Raw genomic sequence first — 24,873 nt, 5'->3', positions numbered from 1 at the left:
GCTCCGCGGGGTCCAGTTCATCAGCCACCCTCGAAGCGTACTCCAATATCGCAATATCCCGATCTGTGGTCTACTTGCACGGACATCGTAATATCGCGATATCCGGATAGGAGTAGCTCATGCAGCGAGCAGTAGTCGTGGGGGCCAACGGAGTGATCGGCGGAAATCTCGTCGCCCACCTGCAGCGAAGCGGAGAATGGGACATCATCGGCCTATCACGCCGCGGAGGTATCGACAGCGGACGCGTCCAGCACATTGCCGTGGATCTACTCGATGGTGAGGAGACTCGACGCCAGCTCTCGCACCTGACAGACGTCACGCACATCTTCTACGCCGCGTATCAGGAGCGCCCCACGTGGGCCGAGCTCGTGCCTCCCAATCTGGAGATGCTCGTCAACGTGGTCACGGCGATCGAGGACAGTTCTCCGAACCTCGAACACGTCAGCCTGATGCAGGGATACAAGGTGTACGGCGCGCATCTGGGCCCGTTCAAAACGCCTGCCCGCGAATCCGATCCACCGCACATGCCGCCCGAGTTCAACGTCGACCAACAGCAGTTCCTCGAAACCCGTCAGGTCGGCAAGAGGTGGACCTGGTCGGCTATTCGGCCATCCGTGGTGTGCGGTGTGGCGCTGGGGAATCCGATGAATCTGGCCACCGTCATCGCTGTCTACGCAACCATGTGCAAGAAACTCGGCGTACCGATGCGATTCCCGGGCAAACCCGGTGCGTTCGGATCGCTGTTGGAAATGACCGATGCGTCGCTGCTCGCCGAAGCGACGGTATGGGCCGCGACCACTCCCGACTGCGCGAACCAGGCGTTCAACATCACCAACGGAGACCTCTTCCGCTGGAACGATATGTGGCCTCGCATCGCGGACCTCTTCGGTCTGGATACCGCCACTCCACTGCCGATGTCGTTGGCCGACGTGATGGCCGACAAAGAGTCGCTGTGGAATTCGATCGTTGCCGAGCACGATCTGAAGCCCACTCCCTACCGCGATGTATCTTCCTGGGGATTCGGCGATTTCGTGTTCTCCTGGGACTACGACGTCATCTCCGACGGTTCCAAGGCGCGCCGGATGGGCTTTCATCGTTTCGTCGACACCGACGCGATGTTCGCCGGAATTTTCGCCGATCTGAGGGGTCAGCGCATCATCCCGTGACCACACGCGGGTCCAGATTCCGCACCCAGATGGCACCGGCCGCATAGGCTGCCAGTGTCGGTACGGGATGAGGAGATCGCCATGTCAGTGAAGTCCGAATCGACGTCCACTCGGCACGTGATGCCCAAGAAGCAACTGCTGGCAGTCAGTATCGGCAACGCGGTGGAGTGGTACGACTGGACTGTCTACGCGACGTTCTCGATCTACTTCGCCACTCAGATCTTCTCCGGCGACAACCCTGCTCTCGCGCTATTGAGCACCTTGGCCACGTACTCGGTGGCATTCTTTTTCCGGCCTCTCGGCGGATTGTTGATCGGACGCTTCTCCGATCTGAAGGGGCGACGCCAAGCGATGATCCTGACGATCGCGATGATGTCGGGTGGATCGTTCGCGATCGCCGTGCTCCCCACATTCGCTGTCGCAAGCTGGCTTGCTCCGATTCTGCTGTTGCTGGCCCGGATCGTGCAGGGCATGTCGATGGGCGGTGAGGTCTCCAATGCGTCGGCCTACCTCGCCGAGATCGCCCCGAACGACAGACGGGGCCGCTACTCGTCCTTCTACTACATCTCCACCGGCACAGCCATTCTCCTCGCCTCGCTGCTCGGCGCGTACCTCACCTTCGCACTCGACGACGCCCAACTGAACTCGTGGGGCTGGCGCGTACCGTTCCTCATCGGCGGACTGCTGGGAGTAGTGGGGCTCTGGATGCGACGCGGCATGGCCGAGGCCGACAATCAGGAGCGCAACGCCGTGAAGGCGAAGGCTGTGCAGAACCCGTTGTGGATGACCATGAAACACCATCCTCGTGCTGTTCTGCAGGTCGTGGGATTCGTTCTCCTCGCAACCCTCGCCTACTACACGTTCTTCTCCGCGATGACGCCGTACGCCGTCAAGCAACGCGGAGCGGACGCCAACGACGTGTTCGTGGCCTTGTCGATCGCGACAGCGATGTTCGTCGCGTTGCAGTACCCCATGGGCGCTCTCGCTGACCGCATCGGCCGCAAGCCGCAATTGCTCACCTACGCTGCGCTGTTCGCGATTCTGATCATCCCACTCTCCAAGCTGATCGGGCCGTCGTTCGTCAAACTGCTGATCGTCTTCTGCGTCGGCCTGCTGCTGTTCGCGATGTGCTCGGCCATCATCCCTGCCGTTCTGGCCGAGGCCTTCCCGGCAGAGCTTCGAGGTGTCGGTATCGGAGCTTGGTACAACCTCACCGTTGCGCTGTTCGGCGGCACCGCTCCCCTACTGGTCAACGCATTGTCCGACGCAGGCCACGCCGACTGGTTCTTCTACTATCTCGCGGCAGCCGCTGTGATCTCGTTCCTGACGATGGTGTGGATGCCGGAAAAGCGCGGCCAGGACCTGGACTGAATGCCGGCGACACTACGATCGGATGGCACACACCGTCCGAGGCAGTAGGAGAACCATGCATCCGTTCGAAGAGGCAGTCGCGCTCGACGTGGTCGGCGACGGCACCTACAACGGAAAGACGTCGCCGCCGTACAACAACATGGTCGGCCCGTTCGGTGGCGTCACCGCGGCGACGTTCATCCGGGCCATCGAACAACACCCGGAACGCCTGGGAACGCCGGTCTCACTGACTGTGAATTTCGCCGGACCGGTTGCCGAGGGTGATTTCGAGATCTCCGCCCGCCCGGTGCGGACCAACCGCAGCAACCAGCACTGGTATCTCGAACTGACGCAGAACGGTGCGGTGGCCACGACCGCAACAGCGGTGTTCGGTGCGCGACGTGACACCTGGGACAACATCGAGGCAACGGCCCCGATCGTTCCCTCCCCCAACGACACGAAGCAGGGCGGGTTTCCCGATGCCATCGCGTGGGCTCAGAACTACGAGATGCGGTTCGTGACAGGCGCACTGAGCGATCAGGAATCCGCAGACTCGACGGAAACCCTGTGGATCCGCGATACCCCGCCGCGGCCCCTGGACTTCGCAGCCCTGACCTCGCTCAGCGATGTGTTCTATCCGCGGATCTTCCAGCGCCTGGGCACGTACGTTCCGGCGGGCACCATTTCCCTGACGACCCACTACTTCGCGACGCCCAAGGATCTCGAGCAGCACGCCGACGGATACATCCTCGGCACCGCACGAGCGCGCCGCTTCCACCAGGGCTACTTCGACCAAACTGCGGAATTGTGGACCGAGGGCGGGAGTCTGTTGGCCACGAGCCACCAGGTGGTCTACTACAAGGTCTGACCAGCCGACGACTGCTCCAGCACCCGGCGCACAGCACCACGCGCACCGCTGTCCTGCAGCGAACGCTTGGCTCGCTGGTACGCACCTCGTAGTCTCGGGCTGCCCGCAAGATCCCCGAACACCGCCCGGTTGGTCAGAAACGCTCCGGGGTTGTCGTGGTCTTCCCACGACAATCGTTGCAGTCGTTCGGAATCGGCATCGACCATCGGAACGTCCCCGCGCTCGTGGACTCCGCACCATGCGGCGAGGACCAGAGCGGCATGATCGACGGATCGGTCCTCGGCAAGGCGGTCTCGGATCACCGGCAGAACGAATTTCGGGATTCGGACAGATGCGTCGACGATCTGACGTTCGAGAGTGTCACGAACCGCCAGACTCGAAAATCGTTGCAGCAGTTGCTCGATGTACTCATCCAGGTCGATTCCCGGTACCGGTGCCAGCGTCGGGGCCGCCTCGGCACGCATGTACGACGCGACGAATTCGCGCAGGTCAGGACTGGCCATGACCTCGTGCACATGGGTATAACCGGCGAGGATACCGAGGTAGCTCATGGCCTGATGAGAACCGTTGAGCAGACGCAGTTTCATGTGCTCGTAGGGGGCGACGTCGGTCACGAGTTGCACGCCGACGTCGGCGAAGGGTGGTCGCCCGAACGAGAAGGAGTCTTCGAGTACCCACTGGGAGAACGATTCCGACTGGACCGGCCAGCGGTCGTCGATGCCGAAGTCACGTCGCAGGTCGTCGACGACGGTGGGCGTCGTGGCCGGGGTGATGCGGTCGACCATCGAATTAGGGAACGCGGCTGTGGCGTCGATCCAGTCGGCCAGATCGCTGTCGTGGTGGCGCGCGAAGGACGTCAGCGCGGTGCGAGTGACCGTTCCGTTGTGGACGATGTTGTCGCAGGACATCACGGTGAACGGCGGGATTCCATGGAAGCGACGGGTGGCGAGAGCAACGGTGAGGAAACCGAAGACACTCGACGGCGTGGAGAGGTCCTCGAGGTCGGCGAGCACCGCGGGATCGGTCGGCTCGAACACCCCGGTCACATCGTTCACGCCGTAGCCGGCCTCGGTGATGGTCAGCGACACGATCATCGTGGCGGGTGAGCTGAGCACGTCGAGCACCCCCTGCGGATCCTCGGGTGCGAAAACAAAATCTGCGACCGAACCGACAACCTGCGCATCGCGTCGGCCATCGGGGTCCACGGTCACGACCGTGTAGAGATGATCCTGAGCGTCGAGGACCTCCCCGATTCGCTTGTCTCCCGGCAGGACTCCCACTCCGCACAGCGCCCAGTCGAGATGACCGGCGGAGAGCAAGCGATCGAAATAGACGGCCTGGTGCGCGCGGTGAAACGCACCGACCCCGAAATGCACCACGCCGCAGTGCAGTTCGTCCGCGTCGTACTCGGGCTTCGCTACGCCCGCAGGCAGATCATTCGATGTGGTGCGACGAAGCTCGATCATGACAGGTCCTCGCGGTCGGATGAACGTGGTGAGCGGTGGCGCTCCCGGGCATGTTCTGCCACCAGGAGCACCACCGCAGTTCAAGGGGTTACACGTCAGGGATCAGCAGGACGACTTGTAGACGTACTGAGCGCCCTCGCCGTCGATGTTGTCGGCGGTGATGACGTGGAAGCCGGTCGAGATCTCGGCGGTCACCGGCTGGTCGTTGATGGCGGCCATGGCCTGCGCCACGCCGTCCGTTCCGATGGTGTCGGGCTGCTGCGCGATCAGAGCCTGGACTGTTCCCTCACGAAGCTGCTTCACCTGTGCGGGGCCTGCGTCGAAGCCGATGATCTTGACCTGATCCTGCTTGCCCGCCTGCCGAACTCCGGTCGCGGTGCCCTCGGCTGCAAACGTGTTCGCGGCGAAGATGCCGGTGATGTCGGGGTCCTTGGCCAGGGCAGCCGAGACCAAGCGGGCAGCTTCGGCCGGATCGTTGTGGCTGTACTGCACGCCGAGGTAGTCGAAGGCAGGGTTGGCCCCAACGGCTTCCTCGAAACCTTCCACTCGGGCGTCTGCGGTGGAAATGCCGGGATCGGTGGAGATGACGAGCACCTTGCCGCCGGAGGGGTTGAGACGCTCGATCGCATTGAACGCTTCTGCTCCACCGCCCTTGTTGTCGGACGAGATGGAGGAGACCGCGATGGACGGGTCTTCCAGAGTGGTGTCGACGAGGACGACCTTGATGCCCGCTTTGGCGGCTGCCGCGAGGGGCGCCTGCATGGCGGCGACGTCGGTGGGTGCGATCAGGATCGCCGACGGCCGCGATGCGACAACCGAATCCACGATCGGCTTCTGCAGGGTGGGATCGAACTTCACCGGGCCCTGGGTGTCGACGGTGACGCCCGCATCCTTGGCCGCAGCTTCGATTCCGCACTGCATGCTGATGTAGAACTCGTCGCCACTGACGCCCTGGATGAAGGCGATGTTGCCGCTGCCGCCACCACTTCCGGAGTCGGACGAACAACCCGCCAGGAACATGGCGGAGACCGAAGCGACACTCAGTGCAACGACGGCGGTGCGTGATGTGATCATGGTCGACTTTCTTGTAAAGGGTTTGCGATAGAGGGATTTTCGAAGCTGGCCGGAGCTAGGGACTTCGGGACCAGAGTTTCTTGAGGGAGCTGGGCGATTGACCTCGGCTAGCTGCGTCGCGTCGACGCTGGTCGAAGTAGACCGCTGCGATGAGGACAGCACCGACGGCGACCTGCTGCCAGAACGGCTGGACTCCGACGATGACGAAACCGTTCTGCAGCACGGCAGGGATGAACAGTCCGACGACGGTGCCGAACATGGTTCCGATGCCACCGAAGAGGCTCGTTCCACCGATGACCACTGCCGCAATGACATTGAGGTTGGTCTGCGACTGACCGGCGATGGCGGTGGTGCCGTACTGGGACAGAGACAGAATGCCCGCGAGCCCGGCGAGAGTACCGGAGAGTGCGTAGACCTTGACCAGGTGCATGTCCACCTTGATGCCGACACGTCGAGCAGACTGCTCTTTGGAGCCGACGGCAAACGTGTAGAGGCCGAATTTGGTGCGATGCAGCACGATTCCGAAGATGACGACCAACACCAGAGCGATGCTCGAGATCAACGGGATGGTGGTGGCCGGAAAGTTGCCGTAGCCGATGGTATCGACCAGAACCGGTGGTACGTCGCGGATGTCGACACCTCCGGTGATGACCTGTGAGAGCCCGAGAGCGCCGCCCAGGGTCCCGAGAGTCACGATCAGCGGAGGCACGTTGGCCTTACCGATCAGGAAGCCGTTGAGCAATCCCCAGCAGAGGCCACACCCCAGTGCCACCACGATTCCGACGGCGGCGACTCCCCATCCGTCGCCGCCGATCGCGGCCATGGTCTTGGCCGAGACGACCCCGGAAAAGACGAGAACGGAGCCGACCGAGAGATCGATGCCGCTGGTGACGATGACGAACGTCATGCCGATGCCGAGAACGGCCAGGATGGATACGTTCTGGATGATCTGGCGGATGTTGCCCCACTCGGGGAAGCTGCCGGGAGCCATGATCGAGAACACGATGCAGATCGCAGCCAATACGAGCACGATCTGGAACACCTGAACTCGGGCCAACTTACGGAGCGCTACGACGAGATCGAAGGAGTGTCGAGACGGTGTGTCTCCGGGCGGCATCGGCTCGAGGGAGGGGCTGATGGTTTGGTTCGTCATCGTGTCGCTCCGGTGGTTGCGCCGGTCATCGCGCCGACGAGTTCTTCCATGGTCGTGTTCTTGGCGTCGAGGGTGGCCACGCGCTTGCCCATACGCAGCACCTGAACCCGGTCGGCAACTTCCATCACGTGCGGCATGGAGTGGCTGATGAACACCACGGCCACTCCCCTGTCCGCCACGCGGCGAATGGTGTCGAGCACGTTGCGGGTCTGTACCACTCCGAGCGCTGCGGTCGGCTCGTCGAGAAAGACGACGCCCTTGGCCCAGGCGACGGCTCGCGCGATGGCAATGGCTTGTTGCTGCCCACCCGACATCGCTCCGACCGGGACGGTCAGGCTACGCACGGTGGCTCCGAGTTCGTTCAACGCGTCCTGCGACTGCTTGCGCATCGTGGAGACGTCGAGAAAACCGAGATGGCCGAGCAGCCCTTTCGCCGGCAGTTCGCGTCCGAGAAACATGTTCTGCTGCGCGTTGAGGTGCGGCGCGAGAGCAAGATCCTGGAACACCGTCTCGATGCCGAGTTCTGCTGCAACGGTGGGACTGTCGAGATCGACCGCGGTGCCGTCGAACAGGATCTCGCCGGTGTCGACGGCCAGGCTGCCCGAGAGCGCCTTGACCATCGTCGACTTGCCTGCGCCGTTGTCCCCGATGAGGGCGACGACCTCACCCGGGTAGATGTCGAAGTCGGCATCGTCGAGGGCGCGCACGTTTCCGAAACTCCTCGACAATCCCCTCGCTTCGAGGATCGGTGTCGCAACAGGTGCAACGCTGGCCATGGATACTCCTAGGTCGAATCGAGAAAGCTTCGAGTGCGGGATGGACACCCCCACCGGCGCCCGCAGTACGGTCCGAGGACGTGGTCTGCGAAGCAGGTCGAGCTCCCTTCGGGGCTCGCTGTGTTAACGAGTGTGACCCACACAACTCGCATTGTCACGCGTTTCGCGAAAATTCATGTCACCGGTGACATGGACACGCGCCACACCTTCCGTTTCGTGCCTGCGGGAGGCCGATATCGGACCGGCAGGTACCGTCCCTGAACTGGGTTGATACGCAATATCGCGATTTTCGACGCTGATGCAACCGGGCTGGGGTACCGTCCATGACACCGGTGACATATACGGACTCCATAGAGTCGATGACATCGATGACATGACCATTCGGAGACAGTGAAGGTAGACCCCATGGCGAAGTTCGACGGCCGCAAGATCTTGGTGACAGGTGCCAGCGGAGGCATCGGCTCGGCGACCGTGCGGCGGTTGGTGGCCGACGGTGCCGAGGTCGTCGCGGCCGGCCAATCGGTGGATGCCCTGGACAAGCTGGCCGACGAGACCGGCGCAACGCCTCTGGCTTTCGATCTCACCTCCGAGGACAGCGTCCGCGAGGCTGTCGAAGGCCTAGAGCTGTACGGCGTGGTGAACTGCGCAGGATTCGGCGGCGAGATCGCCACACCTCAGGACACCGACATCTCGATCTTCGACAAGGTCATCGCCATCAATGCGCGCGGCGCACTGTTGGTCATCAAATACACCGTCCCGGCCATGATCGCCGCGGGTGCCGGTGCCATCGTCAACGTCTCGAGTCAAGCCAGCCTGGTCGCCCTCACCGGCCATATCTCGTACGGCTCCTCGAAAGCGGCCCTGGACAACATCACTCGCGTCTCCGCACTCGAGCTCGGCCGACACGGAATTCGAGTCAACGGCGTCAACCCGACGGTCGTGATGACAGAGATGTCTGCGTTCTACTGGGGTCGCCCCGAGATCGAGGAGCCGTTCCTGGCTCAGATGCCGCTGGGAAGGTGGGCCACCGAAGACGAGATTGCCGCGCCGATTGCCTTCCTGCTGAGCGATGATGCTTCCATGGTGACCGGAGTGTCGTTGCCAGTCGATGGCGGCTACACCAGTCGCTGACGAGACGATGACGAACAGACGGGCGTAGATCATGACCACCATGCAAGACGTCGCCGCGCTGGCCAAGGTCAGCGCCAAGACCGTCTCACGGGTGTACAACAACGACCCTCACGTCGACCCCGATACCCGTGCCCGCGTCACCGAGGCCTTGAATTCGCTGAACTACGTGCCCAATACGATGGCCACGTCGTTCCGCAACGGTCAGGCGGCAGCCATCGGAGTCGCCGTCCCTGATATCGACGATCCTTTCTTCTCCTCCATTGCACGCGCGGTGGAGGAACGAGCGCGACAGGACGACATGGCCGTTCTGGTCACCAGCCTCGGTCACGACGGCGATCAGGAGCAGGCTCTGGTGGAGTCGCTGCTGCGTAGACAGCTGAGCGGCTTGATCATCGCGCCGACCGGTGCACACCACTCCTATCTGGAGCGTTGGATCGACAAGACCCCCACGGTGTTCGTCGATCGGGCTCCCGACGGACTCAAAGCAGACAGCTTCGTCGACGACGATCACGGCGGGGCGGTGTTGGCCACCGACCACCTGCTCGATCTGGGACACACCCGCATCGCAGTCATCGGCGACAGTGCCGGCATCCCGACCAGCCGAAACCGGCTCGAGGGGTATCGGGAGTCGTTGCAGGCGCGCGGAATCGACTTCGACGACACTCTCGTCGCTCTGGGTGTGTTGGACCGCGAGGATGCCCGGGTGGCACTGACCGACCTGACTGCACTCGAAAGTCCGCCTACCGCATTGTTTCTGTCCAACGCGCGAGTGGCGATGGCATGCGTGCCTGTTCTGCAGCAGATGAATCTGCTACATCTGGCGTTCGTCGGATTCGGCGACTTCCCCCTTGCCGATGCAGTGATGCCACCGGTGACGGTGATCGATCAGAATCCCGCTCGCCTCGGCCGGTTGGCCATCGAGCGACTACTGGGACGGATCGAGAATCCGAGCAAGCGCTACAAGCGCCGCAACATCCTCGGCGTCGAGCTGATCGAGCGTCGATCCTGCACGCCCGGAACCGATCACCGCTGCGACTGATCCTCTAGAGCGTGCGCAACCAGATCGACCTGCTGTGGGGTCGACAGTTCGGCGTCGACCCGCAGATGGGGAACGAGCGGCTTGGCCGCCGGAGCATCCACCGGCCGATGGGCATCACGCTCCGCCCCACGCGCAGCACGCCTGCGCGCCAACAGCTCCGGCGACCCGTCGACGTGCACGACCAACGATGCAGCGGGGGCCAGGTGCGCGACCAGTCGTTCCCACTCCGTGCCGGCAGTCAATTCGCGGGTGAACGGTGCGACCAGAACGGGGCGCTGACCGATCTCCACGAGGTCCCGCGCAGCAGCGAGCAGTACGGCGTATCGGCCGACTCGGATGCGTTCCGAGTGTGGGCCCGCACTGTTCCAGTGTGGGCCGTCCAGCAACGAATCCAGTTCGTCGAGAAGCGGATTGGTGAGCGTGTCCAAGTCGAGCAGAGCGGTACCGAACCGTCTGGCAAGCTCTCGACCGAGAGTCGTCTTGCCACTTCCCGCAGCACCGGCAACCACCAGAACCGGCAGCCGTTCGCGATCGATCACGGAGACGTCTTGACAGACATGAGTCATAGAGGGAATCATACAAGACAACGTTGTCTCGCACTGTTGATACCGCGAGCACACTCCTCCGATCGAGAGTTCACGTGACCGAGCGCGCAAGCATCAAAGACGTCGCCGCATTGGCAGGCGTCAGCTTCAAGACCGTCTCACGCGTCGTCAACGGCGTGGACACGGTCTTGCCGGAGTTGCGTGAGCGCGTCGAAGCCGCGGTGCAGACGCTCAACTACGTTCCCAATTCTGCTGCTCGGTCACTGAAATCGGGGTCCGGCAACACGATCGGCATCATCGTCGACTCCATCGACGACGTCTTCTTCGCATCCCTGGTCAGTGCCGTGGAGGATCGTGCGCTCGAACACGGTCTCGCGGTCATCGTCGGCAGCACCGGGTTCGACGCCCAGCGCGAGCGTGATCAGCTGGCCCTTCTTGCCGGGCAACATGTGCGAGGGATCATCCTTGCGCCGGTCGGCGATCACAGCGATTTCCTCGTGCCGCGGCGTCGAACGTTGCCCACGGTGACCATCGACCGCTCGATCTCGGGATTCGATTCGGTCATCGTGGACGATTACGGTGCTGCCAAGCGCGCCGTCGAGAAGTTGATGGCAAGCGGGCACACCCGAATTGCGTTGCTCGGCTTCGACGATCGACTGCAGACCGCCCAGTTGCGCCGGCAGGCGTACCTCGACGTGCTCGCGGACCTCGGCCAGAAGCCCGAGGCCGCACTCGCTCCTCCGGTGTCGCATGCCGCGGATTCGGTGCGCCCCGTCGTCAAGAAGCTACTGGCACTGCGCAATCCGCCGACCGCCTTCTTCGTCGCCAATGCGCGACATGCCACGGCCGTGGTGTCGGTGCTGCACGAAATCGACCGCACCGACGTGGCGATGGTCTCGTTCGGTAACTTCTCGCTCGCCGACGCCGTCAGCCCGTCGGTGACCTGCATAGACCAAGACCCGTATCGCATCGGCACACTCGCATTCGATCGCCTGGTTCAGCGGTTCGACGATCCGTATCTCGAACCGGAGCAACAAGTCGCGCCCACCACGCTGGTGGAAAGACTCTCGCACGCCCTCCCCCTACCCGTACAGAAATGAGACCAACTCCGTGAACCCCAGACTTGTTGCGGGACTGGACCTCGGGAGCACCGGCGTCAAAGTACTCGTCACCGACGATGCCGGCACCGAACTGCTCATCGAGCAGAGCCCCACACCGTGGCGGCACGGCCCGGGCGGAACCACCGACCTCGCCGCAGAGGACTTGCTGGCCACCATCGGGCAGCTGCTCGACGCCGTCGCGCGTCGACTGCCCGACGTCACCGGCGATCCGGCCGCCCGCATCGCCGCCATCGCAGTGTCCGGGATGGGCGAAACGGGCTTCCTTCTCGATGAAGACAACGTTGTCCGCGCGCCGGCCTTCGCCTGGTTCGATCCGCGCGGTCAGCAGCAGGTCGACAACCTGCCGGCCGAATTGCGCGATCAGTTCGCCGGCAAGACGGGCCTTCCCGTCGGCGTGCAGGTCTCCGTCGTCAAGATCGCACACCTTCGCGACAACGGACTGAGCTTGAACGGGCTTCGCTGGTTCAACCTGCCGGAGTTCGTCGTACTGTCCCTCGGCGGCCGCGCCGTGGCCGACTACTCGCTGAGTTCGCGCACCGGACTACTCGATCAGGACAGCGGCGAACCCTGGTCGGAGATGTTGACGCACTTGGGCGTCGGAGCCGATTTCATTCCGCCCTTGGTCGACGCCGGAACAGACCTCGGAACCGCCGACGCGGCAACTCTTCCCGAGTCCATCGCCGGCGCTCGCCTCACTGTGGCCGGTCACGACCATCTCGTGTCCGCAGTGTCCGGCGGAGCGATCCCTCACGACCGGTACCACGTGTCGATGGGCACCGCCGAGGTTCTGCTGCGGGTACTCGACGCTCCCTTGACCACGGCCGCGCGGAGCAGACTCGCCGAGCATCTCATCAACTCGGTCCGCCACGTGGTGCCGGGCCAACACGTACTCGTTGCCGGAGTCAAGACCGGCTTGCTGATGCGACGGGCGTTGCAGCTGTGCGACATCAACGATCGAACCGGACGCGATCTACTGGATCAGCGAGTGTGCGCTCTGCCTGAAGGTGGGCCGTTCACCGACGGCGGTATCGACATCGCGGGTGCCCGCAACGACGACGGCGTTCTGTCCATCACGGTCCGCACCGACGGTATCGATTCAGCGGAGCTGTTCCGTTCGATTCTGTTGCACGGCAACGACGAAGTAGCTCGACTCATCGAGGCACTCGACGCCGAGGTGCCGCCTGCCAAGACGACATTGCTCACCGGCGGCTGGGCCGGGATGGCCAGCGTGCGAGACGCACGAGCTCAGGTACTGCCCGGCGTTTCGGTCTCGACCCGCTCGCAGGACACCGCCTACGGTGCAGCACTGTTCGCCGCCCGCCTACTGACGCTCATAGAAATCTGAGCCCACATTTCTGCAGTGAGACAACGTTGTCTTGACTGCGCTCGACCCCAACACCCACCAGGAGAAGAAGATGAACGAACTCACCACCCTCGAACGTCGTGGAATGGCTGCCATCTCCACCGCAGACGGCAACATGCTCATCGTCGCCGGAGATCAGCGCAACGGGATGAAGGCCGTCATGAAGGACGCCACCGACGGACCGGGCTCGATCACCGTCGAGCAGCTCGCCGAGGCCAAGGCCGATCTGGTTCGCTACCTCGGCAATCACGCGCCTGCGATCCTGCTGGACCCGGAGGTGGCACTGCCGAAGATCGTCGACGACGGTGTGCTCTCGCGCAACACCGCGTTGGTGGTCGGCATGGATGCCTCGGGCTTCGAGGAGACCGACGGTCTGCGCTACACCCGCTTCGTCGACGGCGTGACCCCCCGCGTCGTGCGTGATCTCGGCGGAGACGTCGCCAAGATGCTGTTCTACATGCGCCCTGAGCAGCAGGGCGTCGATTCCCGTGTTGCCGAGGAGATCCGCGACCTCGTCAAGGCCTGCTCGGCCGAGGGTCTGCTGCTCATCGTCGAGATCCTGACCTACCAGCTCGAGAACGAGTCCGACGAGGACTACAAGGCCGGCTTCGGCAAGATCATCGCCGACTCCACCCGCATCTCGGTCGAATGCGGTGCCAAGGTACTCAAGCTTCCCTACCCCGGTTCCGCCGAGGCATGTGCCGCGGTGACCGAAGCAGCACAGGGTGTTCCGTGGGCCGTGCTCTCGGCGGGCGTCGATCACGAGACGTTCATCGAGCAGGTCCGCATCGCCGTCGCCAACGGTGCCCGCGGAGCGATGGCAGGGCGGTCACTGTGGAAGGACAGCATGGCTGTCTCCGCCGAGACCCGCGAGGACCTGCTCACCAACCGCGCACTGCCCCGTCTGCGTGAGCTGAACGAGGCTGTCGACGCCTAATTCGCGTCGTTCGACCGAGCCCGAACTCGCCGTTCGGGCTCGGTCGACGCCAGGTGGGTAGCGTGAAACCCATGAACGACGTCTCGAAGCACATCGACATCATCGCCGCGCCCGGTGTGTTCGCCGATCTCGCCACCGCGCAAGAACTGGTGGCCAGGGCCCTCGACGCACGCGGGCTGTCCGGCGGAATCGTCGACGCCGAAACCGGATCCGATGAGGTAATCGTTGTTCCCGGCGACAGAATTCCCGTCGACACGTCGTCGTACAGCAGTGTCGTTCGAGTCGACCTCGGGCAGTGCGCACCGGATCGATCCGATGGAATTCGCACTCACATTCGCGGCCGCGGACTCGACGGTCTGCGATTCGCGATCGACAGCGTGTATTTCCACCGCTTCCACCCCGGCACGATCCTGTCGTACGGGGATCACCCGGAGCAACGCGGCGAACTGCGCGTGCCGGTCGGTGATGGCCCCTTTCCCGTTGCCGTGCTCATTCACGGTGGGTACTGGCGTGCGCGCTGGGAGTTCGATCTGATGGACGCGATGGCCGTCGATCTGACGGAGCGCGGCTTCGCGACCTGGAACGTCGAATACCGTCGCCCCGACGAACACGGGTGGGATGCGACGACCGGCGATGTCGCATCCGCGCTCGCAGCGTTGGAGACGGCACCCGGTGATCTGGATCTGTCTCGAATAGTTCTGTTCGGCCACTCAGCAGGCGGTCAGCTCGCACTGCGAGCCGCGGCCGATTCCGTGGGAAAGCCCGTGACACCTGCTCTTGCGGTCAGCCTGGCCGGTGTACTCGATCTGCGGGTCGGCGACGAGCGCTGGCTCGGCGAGGGCGCGGTGTCGAATGCGATCGGTGCCCGATTCGCCGGAGCGCAGGAGACGTACGAGGCATCGTCTCCGATCTCGAGGCTTCCGCTCGGTGTGCCGCATCTGGTGGCGAGTGCGGAGTCGGACGACCCCAACCTGCTCGAGATCAGTCGGGCGTACTACGCCGCCGCTGTTGCCGGCCCGGATTCGGTCGACTATGTCGAAGGGCCGGGTGGCCATTTCGCGGTCATCGATCCCGCGTCGGACATCTATCGAGACACCGTTCGCGAGGTCGACGCCCGAATCCGAGGTACCCGCGACCACGCGTCCGAGTAAGTCCGTATCGTGCATGGTGTGACGCGGAGCACAACGACGTGTAAGCCGAGACTTCAGGAGCGAGATCGATGAAGAGCACCATGCAGGACACCCCACTGTCCATCGGCCAGCTGGTTCGATTCGGGACGTCCATTCACTCCTCGGCCGAGATCACCACCTGGACCGACGGCGGCCCCACTACGGTCACCTTCGGGGAGTTGGGCAGGCGGGCAGCGCAACTGGCGCACGGTCTGCGGTCGATCGGCGTCGACGACGATCAGCGCGTCGGCACGTTCATGTGGAACAACGCCCCGCACATGGAGGCCTACATGGCGATTCCTGCGATGGGCGCGGTGCTGCACACGCTGAACATTCGGCTCTTCCCCGAGCAGCTCACCTACATCGTCAACCATGCCGAGGATCAGGTGATCATCGCCGACGCGAGCCTGCTGCCGCTGCTGACACCCTTGCTGCCGACGTTCGAGACCGTGCGGCATCTCATCGTGGTCGGCGTCGACCCGGCACAGGTCACTGCACCCGACGGCATCGAAGTACTGGGCTACGAGGACCTGCTGGCGGGTCAGCCGGAGGGGTTCGACTGGCCCGAGCTCGACGAACGATCCGCTGCCGCAATGTGTTACACCTCAGGCACCACCGGTGACCCCAAGGGGGTCGTGTATTCGCACCGCTCGATCTACCTGCATTCGATGCAGGCCTGCATGACCGACGCGATGGCGATTGCGCAGTCCGACAAGGTCTTGGCCATCGTGCCGATGTTCCACGCGATGTCGTGGGGCTTGCCCTATGCAGCGCTGATGGTCGGTGCGTCGCTGATCATGCCCGACAGGTTTTTGCAGCCGGCTCCGTTGGCGGAGATGATGTCGACGTTGCGTCCCACGGCGGCGGCCGCGGTTCCGACGATCTGGCAGGCCCTGCTCGCTCACCTGGACGAGCACCCAGCGGACCTGTCGAGTCTGCGTGACGTGGTGGTCGGCGGTGCGGCGTGCCCGCCGAGTCTGATGAAGGCATTCCACGAGAAGTACGGCGTGCACATCTCGCAGGCGTGGGGCATGACCGAGACCTCACCACTGGGCACCTCCGGCAAGCCCGACGCCGGCCTGTCTCCGGAGGACGAGTTCGACTTGCGCTGCACACAAGGCAGATTCGTGGCCGGAGTGCGAGCACGCCTCGTCGGCGATGCCGGTGAGGTGTTGCCGTGGGATGGCAAGACCGTCGGCGAACTCGAGGTGCGTGGCCCGTGGATCACCGGTAGCTACTACCGCGCCGACGCAGACGACAAGTTCGACGACGGCTGGCTGCGGACCGGCGACGTGGGCACGATCTCCGAAGGCGGCTACCTACGACTGACCGATCGCTCCAAGGACATCATCAAGTCCGGTGGCGAGTGGATTTCCTCGGTGGAACTCGAGAACCAGGTGATGGGACACCCGGCCGTGCGGGAGGCCGCGGTCATCGGTGTGCCGGACGCCAAGTGGGACGAACGGCCTCTGGTGGCTGTCGTTGTCCGCGAGGGCGCGTCGGTGACGGCCGAGGAACTGAAAGAGTTCCTCGACAGTCGCGTCGCGCATTGGCAATTGCCCGAACGTTGGACCTTCATCGACGAGGTCCCGAAAACCAGTGTCGGCAAATACGACAAGAAGCGACTGCGTAGCTCACACGCCGACGGAGCGTTGGAGGTCATCGAGTTGGTGTAGGAGAACACTTCTCCCACGTCGACGTTCGCTGCGTCTCAGCGCGACACCCTTAAACCGCACACCGATGCGAAATCCGTGACCAACGCTTCGATTCGAGGCTTGGTTCGTCGAACTTCACGAAACGCAAACCACCCCCACGCTACGTAAGCCACCGCGGCTACGCAGACCAGGCCGGCTGAGAGGACCGATGTAAGTAACGACCGAGGAGCTATCAGTGCCATGCCGACACCCAGGAGAACGGCCAACCCTCCGGCGAAGGCGGCTACGAACTCGGCCGGATTGGACTGCCGATAGCTCCATTGCACACCGACCCGGTAGAACGCATAAAGTCCGTCGTAACGAGACCTGGCTGCCTCGTTGGGCAAACCCATCGCTTCCAGGTTCTCTGCGAAGACGAATTGCCGTTCCTTCCGCTCGTAAGCCCTGGCGAGCGTCCTCGCGCGGCTGCTGAGATTCTCATCCCGCATTCGCCACAGAGTGGTCGCGATGAGCGGCACGCAAACCGCTACCAGTGCTGATACTGCAGACAGAGTCACCATGTTGTCCCCCTACGCATTCGGCCGATCAATTGGTGACGAGCGTAGACACCTCCACTGACAGCTTGATCGTCTGAGACCTATGAGACGGCGAATGCCAGCGGTGCGGCCCACCGCGTGGACAGCGCTTATAAGTGAGGAGGGTCAGCTAGCTGTCGACCTCGACGCCGTATCTGACGGCGAGTTCAGCCAATCCGTCGTCGTAGCCCTGACCGATGGGTCGGAAGCGCCAACCAGCCCCTCGGCGATAGATCTCTGCAAGCAGCATCGACTGTTCGGTCGTGGCTGCGTCGAGCACTGCCGTGGCGACCGTCGAATCGACTCCATCGAGCGATACCGAGACGGCACCGACGTCACCGAATGTCTTGTCGCCGTCTATGGCTGCGGCGATGACGATACGGGCGCATTCCACGGGAACGAGTGCCAGATCGATCCGCACACCCTGCTCACTGTCCCCGTCGATCGACATCGAAACGGCGCCGTCCGAGGTAGCCGGAGCGTTGTAGAAAACGAAATCCTCGTCACTGGATACCAATTCGTCGCCGTTGACCAAGAATGCGACGACGTCGACGCCCACCCGCTCGGACTCGTCGGCCCGCCACGAACTGTTCAAGGTCAGTATGGTGACGCTCGGATCCAGATCGACGACACCACCACGCGGCACCAGCGGGGCGATTCGCGACCGCCGCACCGGAAGCGGAGCAGGCTCCTCGATCTTCAATTCACGGTCGATCGATGCGGGTGTCAGCAGTGTGAGGTCCCGTTCTTTCACCTTCGGTATCCGGGGATCTCCGTCGCCGCCGTCCAGGATCAGGATGTCGGTGACGCCTGCGCTCAGATTCACAGCCGGTGTGGCCCCGAGTTGGATGAGGCGAGACCGCATCAGTACCGACTCAGCATGCGAACCGCCCATGACCAAGACCCTTCTTGTCTGCCAGGGCTCGGCGACTGGATCGGGCTGCTGCACGGGTGGCTTTGGCTGGGTCTGCGGCCGAGTACCTTTCGGCGTTCCTGGCTGCACATCCCGGAGTAAGTCGAGCAACTCGGACTCCGAGATGATCCGAAAACCATGGGCGCGAGCCCGTTCGATCTTTCGGCTTTCCGTTGTGGGATCCGAACACACCACCACGCTGGTGAACCGGCTGACGGAGTTCATCACGTCCAGGCCCGCTTCGGTGAGCTGTGCGGCCAAACGCAATCGCGGAATGTGCGTGTCGCCGCTGATCACGACTCTCATGCCCTCTAGTGGTTGCCCAATGGCACCCACCCCCCGGCCTCATTGAACCTGCGCCGGCCGCATTGTTAAGTTCTCCGCAGTCACGTAGTAGGGATTCGGGGCAATGCTCACCACTCACCACTGGTGTCCTACATTCTTGATGCCGTCTCGGATCCAACAACGAAGATCACCAAGGACGTCATTGCTGAAGTAACCAATTTTCTGATTTTAATTTTCGGAAACGCCAGATCCCGATATGACGAATTGCGAAAGAATTCGTGAACCAACAATGGACACACGAGGGCGCAGACAGAAAGTGAGGATCTGACGACCATTGCCGGAAGCGACAGTCCTATTGACTCTCCATAATTCCATACAAGAGGCCAGCTGCCATTTTGGGATTTGACTATGACCAGAGTCGATAGAATGAACATTAGCCAGATCGTCGAGCGCAGTTTCCGACTCTTAGTTTTCAAGAGAAGAATGGCGAGAGCGGTGATAAAGAATAAACCAACGGACAAATAATACTCAAGCGAGAATGCATTCGCCTGCCAGATGGAGATAACGTAGCCTAAACCAAATAAACAAGCACTGATCGAGGCAACATTCCAAATTGCAAGTGGACGACTTTGATACTTCATCCATTGCACCGTACGACCGTCAAAAGATACTAGCAGGCCGGAGGGGGGCGTCGGATCTCCAAAAACATGAGTCTCCCATTCGGTATGACCGAACATGGCCAGCAGGTGGGGCTTCTTGCCAATATCCCGATCAACAACAATATTCTCTTTTCCGCCTGAAAGGTAGAAATTCGAGCTGAAGGATCCTGCTTCCAAACACCAGGTCATGGATACAAATACAATACCTACCGAAAACAATAGCAGCAAAACTAAGACAAGAGGTGCATTGAAGTCCAGAGCCGTAAAGTAAGGTGCATCGAGTTCCCAATACTTCGGCCACTTCCAATCCCAAGGAACCTCACGGTCCGAATTTACGGCGCTTCCGCCCATGAAGTACCCAATAGCGGCTCGGAGGGGATAGCCGAGACCCACCACAACACATACCGCAAATATGGTTGCTCCACGTGCTGCAGTAAGCGGGCCAGCTACCGTTGGGATATATGACACCCGCTCGCGATTTCGAAGATATTCGTAAATTGCTCCTAGACCGAAAACGCCAATGACCATTGGTACCACATGTTCCGAGAATGAGACAAAATCGAAGGCGCATGCCATAAAAGCTACAAATAGCCGGAGCCCCATAGCGGCCAGCACAATAGACACCGTCAAACTTAGAGATCGGCCCGTCGTCGGTATTCGACCGCGTTGCACTGCAGCAGGGGCTGCGGCGTCCTCACCCAGACCCCGTAAGTCGTTCCACTGATACCTGCATTGATAGACGACAATTTCCAACACAAGGAACAGAACAAGTGCGCGTTGCCAAAAGTATTGCTCACGAGCCACTTCCGGATTCACTGACAGGAGGGTAAGAATTCCCAACACAAAGAATACGGATTTCGCTAGATCAGCCGGCCGTGGCAAAAGAAGATACGACAATAACGATCGCTCGCCGGATGGAGGTGCAATAGGCGGCGGAAGCGGCGTTAAAGGTAGCGTCTTACGGAGAACTGTGTGGTTCACAATCGACTTAAAATACGCACGGCCAAACACAGTTGCCCGAAAAGCTTCAACCAGCAACATCAACGTTGCGGTGCCATAGAATGCTAACATAGCAATTTTCAGATAGAAATCGAACTCGCGAGCCATATAGACAACTAAACCAATAAAGACAATTGCCACAGACGAAAAAACAATGATAGTTAAAATTCTTGGGATTCTTCCTCCGCGACTAAGCGAATTCAACGTGTCCATCAGTTCTCGATACGAGATTGCGTCGAGTCGTGGGTATGACCCCAATGCGCCGTTTACAGGTAGTAGCGCTCGAATCTCGCGCTCTACTGATCGAGCGTAAAAGCTCCTGACCGTCGCCTGCGATCCAACAATCTGTAAAAGGCAGATTAGAGACAGCGGTACCAATGGGGAAACAGCAGCAATCTCGTCAGGTAGATTTATGCTCTCACCCAAACCAACTACCAGCGCACCAAAGAGGGTAAGAGTAGCCACCACGGCACCGAATAGAGTTACTTGCTGATTCAAAAGCTCGCGTTCGTCATCGCGGACCGCCGTGTAGTCGGCCAACAGGGCGTCAAACTGGTTTTGCGACAAAGCTTCCATCCCCCCAAGGACGAGAATTTTATATTTCCAGCTTCAGATAAAATTTGAACAGACTACGGAGGCCCGGAAGGCTAGGCTGCACCTCAGTACAGACAGAAAACAGAAGTAGGCATTTCATCAGCTCGCAGCTACAGTAGCTCAATCAGGACAGTCGGACGAGGCCGAGGCACAAACTCGAATCAGATATCATCCGACTGAATGATGCTCAAGCCGGTCAGAGCACCCTGGCGCGACCTGGCTAGCCTGCTCCGAAGTTCCCTCGGTTTGCAACACCACGAGTGATGCGTGTCCTGCGACCTCCAATGATCGCCTGACAGTTAATCGACCACAGAGCAGGGTGTAACGCGATGCGATTTTCAGCACCAGTCTACGGCGTGTGGATGTAGGTCACCAGCTCGTGGCGCTGCGTCAACAATCTTCGACAGAGCGACAGCCACAGCCGTTGATTCGTCGGAATGTCGATGCCCGCACGCATCGATTCGAGCTTCAAGAAGCCGTGGTCGAAACTCGCGTTGTGCGCGACCATGGTTCGACCGTCCAGCAAATCCATGAGTCGCGGGGCGATCGTGTCGAACGTCGGTGCACCGGCAAGTCGTTCGGGCGTCAGTTTGTGGATGTGCACCGGACCGGGATCGCAGCCCGGGTTGACCAGAGTCGACAGTTCGCGTCCGACCCGTCCGTCCTCGTCGACCGTCAGAGCGGCCACGCTGAGTACCCGATCACGGGACGCCTTCAGACCCGAAGTCTCGACATCGACGACGACCCACTTGTCGCTGCCGCTTCTCAGCGCGTTCCTCACAGAGCTTCCACCTTCGACCGCGTCGGACAGTGGTGGTCACTATGCCGTACGGGCGAACCTCAATACGGAAAATGCCGATCGCGGGTCGCTCTATTGACACTGCGGACCGGTGATGTAGCCCTGCTCGCAGCCATGCTGGGTTTGTATGTCTCCGCTGGTCGGTTCCTCTCCACACAGAACTCCGCACCGCTCATATCCATTCACGACGCCATCACCGTTTCGATCTTCGGACTCGTTGTACGGATACCCGGACTCGGGCGACGGCGCGGTCGCAGCACATCTCGGGTCGTTCACCGAGTACGAGCCATCGGTGAAGACTGCAGTGCCGCCGTAATCGCAATATCTCAATTCAGGAGCCGCAGGCGCGACGTACGTGTCGCATTCGGCTTCGTACCCTGTTGTTCCGTCCGAATACAACGCAGTGCCGGACTGGTACAGATCCAAATCCCCACACTCGAACGTGACCGGTTGAGGCTGAGGAACAGGCGGCGGCTCAGGTGCAGCCGGAGCGACCACGGTGGAGCTAGGCACTACCGACACAGTAGCGCTCGAGCTGCTCGTCGCAGAAACAGCATCGCTCGGTGTCTCGGTTGGGTTGCTGGAGCAGCCGACGCAAGCGAGAGCTATTGCGGTGATTGCAATGAACGTTCTCGTGGACATGGCAACTCCGAACCGGTCGAGAATGCTTGGACCCGCCCCCGGCACAGGCCATGTCGGCTCAGTATCGCAGGGAACTCCGCGCGAAAACGCATGATTCGATGTTCGGACCGAGACTGTTGACCCCGTGTGTCGCGAACACTCAGAAGCCAGTGTCGATCGAAGGAGGTAGGCGAAGCCGATGATCATCACCGGCTTGTTCTTCGCCGAGTACGCGCGCGCCTCCAACGACATGCTCGACATTCTCGGCGGTGTATGGGATTCCTGCACAGTCCCGCGCGATACCCGCATGCTCGAATGCCGTCTGGTAGCGCTCCTACAGACCGGGCCCGACGACATCGGTAAGGACTTTCCTGCGACTCTCGAAGTGCTCGACGCGAACGGGGAACACATCGTCAATCAGCGAGGCTTGCAGATCCCCGGTGCCGGCTTCACCGGCGAGAATCGATTCTGGTTCCTGTCGATGCAAATGGTGTTCCGCGACGAAGGACGACACAACTTCATCCTCAGCGCCGGTGGGGCCACAGCGAGCGTCGGGCTTCGCATCGCCTTCGGGTGACGTCAGTTGACCTGTATGCGAAACGCAAGACCGGTAGGGACGAGCTACAAGACTTCCGAGGACCGAGTCGATCCAGGTGGGCGGGTATCGCGAATATTACCGGACCATTTGCACGAAGATAATCAATCTTGGCTTATTTAACTGGATAGGGCAGCAGCGAAGAGCAGCGCGACAAGGCCGAGCGGTGCGATCGTCATCGACCGCTGCACCATCTTGTGCTTGTCCCATGCGATCTTGCTCATCTCGACTAATTGTTTCGACAACACCGGCAGAACCGGCGTGTTCTCCAGGTGGTCGCGCACCAAGGACGGCTTACGTTCACGAAGGTGTCCGAAGTAGATGTAGTGCTGACGCGCTTCGGCCGTCAGGTTCTTCGAGCGAAGCCGTGGCCGAACGACCAGCACTGCGTAGCAGACCGCCACGACCAGCAGGCTGATACCTACCACGTATAGGAACGCGGGAAGGCCGCGCAAGTTGCTTAACGCCCGGTTTTCGCCTGACAAGGCCATTACCCCAGCTAACAATGCGCTTTCGATCGTGAGTGTGAATGAGGCTTTTGTGTCGACCTTGCCTGTCCAGTCGACCAGAGCGGCGTGGATCTTCCAGGCGTTCTCGATGGGGTTGTCGTTCACTATATTCCCCAGTACACGCTAGAACCGTAGACCGTGTTGTAGGTACCGCCTATCTCGACACGACTATTGAGTCGTTCGAAGCATCGCAGGCGTAGCCGGTTGTTCTCGTAATAGAGCAAGTCATCGCCGTCAAGCGCATCGATAACGCGGTCGGTGGCGTACGTCGAATGGCCGAACTTTAAGTCGCTGAGTTTGGCAGCGATGTTGGGTGCTGCGCCAACTGAGATGAGGTCGCTGTTGTCACGAGCACCACCACGAACGATCAGAGACTCACCTGTGTCAATGCCGACACGGTGGCTGATGTTGTATAACCCGCCCGGCGTGGTGGACCAATCCCAGTGTTCTTTGAGTTTCGGACGGATGACGTCATGTACGGCCCAGCTAATCGCGTAAGCCGACCGAACAGCATTCCAGTTCTTCTTCTCACCGATAAAAATAGCCATCACGCGGTCGCCGTCGAATGACCGAATCTCGCCATCGTAGAAGCGGAAGATGCGAGTAGCGCTGTTAACGAAAGAGCGGATTATCTTAGCCGCGACCTCTGGATTGAGAGCTTGAGCGATCTTGCTTGAGTCCGCGAGGTCAGCATAAGCGTACGTCGCCTCGACTCTTCGTCCGCCGTTCTTCATTACGATGTCATCGGTTTCTGGGACCACGGTGCCCTTCGAGATATTCCAGCTGGCCGTGATGATGTCGCTGACGCTAGTTGAGATGGTCGGGTACATCATTGTGCCCCCTAGCGGTTGAAGTCTGACCGGTCACTTTCCCACGAACTACTGTATGGCCCGACCTGGGAGAAAATCACGCGACACGCTTGCCGAACCCCAACATTTGGTAGTGATGGTTACCCAGATCCCCAACATCTAGCAGGCCGGATGGGCGGACCGTCCCGGGTTTGACGCCACTTCGTTCTTTGTGAAAGTTGAAGCGCATGTCGAGGTGTTACCCGGCCGAGCGAGGCGAGCGCGCACTGCAATGGTCCTCGACCGCCTCCACGAGTACAAATCCGCCTGCGGCACGCGCGAGGCAACCGGGACTGCCCACCACTTCGGCAAACTGGTGGGGTTCAGTGATTCAGGCTGCGTGCGCGGCCCGGTTGATTGTCTTAAAGTCGATCGGAGTAGGGTGCCGAGACGTCGTTGACGGCGTTTGCGGTGTTAGGTCTTCTCGATCCAGGTCACGGCCGCCAAGTCTAGTCACTTCCCGTCGATCGAGAAGTCGAACAAAAAAGTCGTTGCCCACACAGCCTTCGGAGCACCGGCTCGATCTGCGGGCAGGAGCTGACACAGGGTGTCTGAGTGGAAGGTAGATCTGCACCTGTAGGCCTTCCTCTTCCACGCGTGGTCGACCTTCTTCTTGTCCACAACCATGCCCTTTGTCATGATTCAGGCGCGCTCAAGCGCGAC

21 protein-coding genes and 1 pseudogene are annotated in these 24,873 nt (G+C 61.3%); 11 read left to right on the top strand and 11 right to left on the bottom strand.

From position 1 onward, the window contains the following. Window positions 1-119 precede the first annotated feature (119 nt). The 3 genes from BH93_RS09450 to BH93_RS09440 all read left to right on the top strand — a co-directional run bounded on the left by BH93_RS09450 (window position 120) and on the right by BH93_RS09440 (window position 3,384). Window positions 120-1,166 (top strand): SDR family oxidoreductase, encoded by a 1,047-nt coding sequence (locus BH93_RS09450; protein ID WP_037171304.1) that lies wholly within the window; start codon window positions 120-122, stop codon window positions 1,164-1,166. A gap of 81 nt (window positions 1,167-1,247) precedes the next feature. Next, window positions 1,248-2,537 carry an MFS transporter gene (locus BH93_RS09445; RefSeq protein WP_037171423.1) on the top strand — a complete coding sequence of 430 codons (1,290 nt, stop codon included), beginning with the start codon at window positions 1,248-1,250 and terminating at the stop codon, window positions 2,535-2,537. 55 nt (window positions 2,538-2,592) lie between these two features. Further along, window positions 2,593-3,384, top strand: a complete 792-nt coding sequence (locus BH93_RS09440; protein ID WP_037171302.1) for an acyl-CoA thioesterase — start codon at window positions 2,593-2,595, stop codon at window positions 3,382-3,384. Here the strand turns inward: BH93_RS09440 and BH93_RS09435 are convergent. The 4 genes from BH93_RS09435 to BH93_RS09420 all read right to left on the bottom strand — a co-directional run bounded on the left by BH93_RS09435 (window position 3,372) and on the right by BH93_RS09420 (window position 7,853). Beyond that, on the bottom strand, window positions 3,372-4,850 hold the full coding sequence (locus BH93_RS09435) for a mannitol dehydrogenase family protein (RefSeq protein ID WP_052064801.1): 1,479 nt from the start codon (window positions 4,848-4,850) through the stop codon (window positions 3,372-3,374). The two genes, BH93_RS09440 and BH93_RS09435, sit on opposite strands and share 13 nt — an antisense overlap. A 102-nt stretch (window positions 4,851-4,952) precedes the next feature. Continuing rightward, complete coding sequence (locus BH93_RS09430; protein WP_037171300.1) at window positions 4,953-5,924, bottom strand: ABC transporter substrate-binding protein; 972 nt, start codon at window positions 5,922-5,924, stop codon at window positions 4,953-4,955. 55 nt (window positions 5,925-5,979) lie between these two features. Then, window positions 5,980-7,077, bottom strand: coding sequence for an ABC transporter permease (locus BH93_RS09425; protein ID WP_052064800.1), 1,098 nt, complete (start codon window positions 7,075-7,077; stop codon window positions 5,980-5,982). Next, window positions 7,074-7,853, bottom strand: coding sequence for an ATP-binding cassette domain-containing protein (locus tag BH93_RS09420; protein WP_037148364.1), 780 nt, complete (start codon window positions 7,851-7,853; stop codon window positions 7,074-7,076). The genes BH93_RS09425 and BH93_RS09420 overlap by 4 nt, the downstream gene beginning before the upstream one ends. A 405-nt stretch (window positions 7,854-8,258) precedes the next feature. Between BH93_RS09420 and BH93_RS09415 the strand changes: the two genes are divergently transcribed. Both BH93_RS09415 and BH93_RS09410 read left to right on the top strand, forming a co-directional pair. Beyond that, entirely contained in the window at window positions 8,259-8,984 is a 726-nt protein-coding gene (locus BH93_RS09415) for an SDR family oxidoreductase (protein WP_037171418.1), read from the top strand. Between the two features lie 31 nt (window positions 8,985-9,015). Further along, entirely contained in the window at window positions 9,016-10,023 is a 1,008-nt protein-coding gene (locus BH93_RS09410; protein WP_032379702.1) for a LacI family DNA-binding transcriptional regulator, read from the top strand. On the opposite strand, the gene BH93_RS09405 is transcribed toward BH93_RS09410, so the two are convergent. Continuing rightward, the gene (locus tag BH93_RS09405; protein WP_165712677.1) at window positions 10,008-10,562 is read right to left on the bottom strand and encodes an AAA family ATPase; all 555 of its coding nucleotides are present in this window, start codon (window positions 10,560-10,562) and stop codon (window positions 10,008-10,010) included. The genes BH93_RS09410 and BH93_RS09405 overlap by 16 nt on opposite strands. A gap of 101 nt (window positions 10,563-10,663) precedes the next feature. On the opposite strand from BH93_RS09405, the gene BH93_RS09400 reads away from it, so the two are divergent. From BH93_RS09400 to BH93_RS09380, 5 genes are all read left to right on the top strand, one after another. Then, window positions 10,664-11,668 carry a LacI family DNA-binding transcriptional regulator gene (locus tag BH93_RS09400; RefSeq protein ID WP_037171297.1) on the top strand — a complete coding sequence of 335 codons (1,005 nt, stop codon included), beginning with the start codon at window positions 10,664-10,666 and terminating at the stop codon, window positions 11,666-11,668. Between the two features lie 10 nt (window positions 11,669-11,678). Further along, the gene (locus BH93_RS09395) at window positions 11,679-13,034 is read left to right on the top strand and encodes an FGGY-family carbohydrate kinase (RefSeq protein ID WP_037171294.1); all 1,356 of its coding nucleotides are present in this window, start codon (window positions 11,679-11,681) and stop codon (window positions 13,032-13,034) included. 70 nt (window positions 13,035-13,104) lie between these two features. Further along, window positions 13,105-13,989: a tagatose-bisphosphate aldolase gene (locus BH93_RS09390; RefSeq protein WP_037171293.1), complete on the top strand. Its 885-nt coding sequence runs from the start codon at window positions 13,105-13,107 to the stop codon at window positions 13,987-13,989. A gap of 71 nt (window positions 13,990-14,060) precedes the next feature. Next, a complete protein-coding gene (locus BH93_RS09385; protein WP_037171292.1) occupies window positions 14,061-15,140 on the top strand; it encodes an alpha/beta hydrolase in 1,080 nt (359 codons plus the stop codon). Between the two features lie 68 nt (window positions 15,141-15,208). Then, window positions 15,209-16,834: a long-chain fatty acid--CoA ligase gene (locus BH93_RS09380; RefSeq protein ID WP_037171291.1), complete on the top strand. Its 1,626-nt coding sequence runs from the start codon at window positions 15,209-15,211 to the stop codon at window positions 16,832-16,834. 35 nt (window positions 16,835-16,869) lie between these two features. Here the strand turns inward: BH93_RS09380 and BH93_RS09375 are convergent, their stop codons facing one another. From BH93_RS09375 to BH93_RS09360, 4 genes and pseudogenes are all read right to left on the bottom strand, one after another. After that, a complete protein-coding gene (locus tag BH93_RS09375; protein ID WP_155290836.1) occupies window positions 16,870-17,301 on the bottom strand; it encodes a hypothetical protein in 432 nt (143 codons plus the stop codon). Window positions 17,302-17,518: 217 nt separating this feature from the next. Then, window positions 17,519-18,607: a TerD family protein gene (locus tag BH93_RS09370; RefSeq protein ID WP_242459172.1), complete on the bottom strand. Its 1,089-nt coding sequence runs from the start codon at window positions 18,605-18,607 to the stop codon at window positions 17,519-17,521. Window positions 18,608-18,735: 128 nt separating this feature from the next. After that, complete coding sequence (locus tag BH93_RS09365) at window positions 18,736-20,820, bottom strand: hypothetical protein (protein WP_155290835.1); 2,085 nt, start codon at window positions 20,818-20,820, stop codon at window positions 18,736-18,738. 412 nt (window positions 20,821-21,232) lie between these two features. After that, window positions 21,233-21,619: pseudogene (locus BH93_RS09360) on the bottom strand (exonuclease domain-containing protein); the annotation flags it as partial. Between the two features lie 838 nt (window positions 21,620-22,457). On the opposite strand from BH93_RS09360, the gene BH93_RS09355 reads away from it, so the two are divergent. Next, entirely contained in the window at window positions 22,458-22,835 is a 378-nt protein-coding gene (locus BH93_RS09355) for a DUF6941 family protein (RefSeq protein WP_037171288.1), read from the top strand. Between the two features lie 137 nt (window positions 22,836-22,972). Here BH93_RS09355 and BH93_RS09350 read toward each other — a convergent pair whose 3' ends face one another. Both BH93_RS09350 and BH93_RS09345 read right to left on the bottom strand, forming a co-directional pair. Further along, a complete protein-coding gene (locus tag BH93_RS09350; RefSeq protein ID WP_242459171.1) occupies window positions 22,973-23,467 on the bottom strand; it encodes a Pycsar system effector family protein in 495 nt (164 codons plus the stop codon). Further along, window positions 23,467-24,195, bottom strand: a complete 729-nt coding sequence (locus BH93_RS09345) for an adenylate/guanylate cyclase domain-containing protein (protein ID WP_242459170.1) — start codon at window positions 24,193-24,195, stop codon at window positions 23,467-23,469. The genes BH93_RS09350 and BH93_RS09345 overlap by 1 nt, the downstream gene beginning before the upstream one ends. Window positions 24,196-24,873 lie beyond the last annotated feature (678 nt).

The organism is Rhodococcoides fascians A25f (assembly GCF_000760935.2).
In the GTDB taxonomy this organism is placed as follows: domain Bacteria; phylum Actinomycetota; class Actinomycetes; order Mycobacteriales; family Mycobacteriaceae; genus Rhodococcoides.
This window is presented reverse-complemented; position numbering and strand designations above follow the sequence as displayed.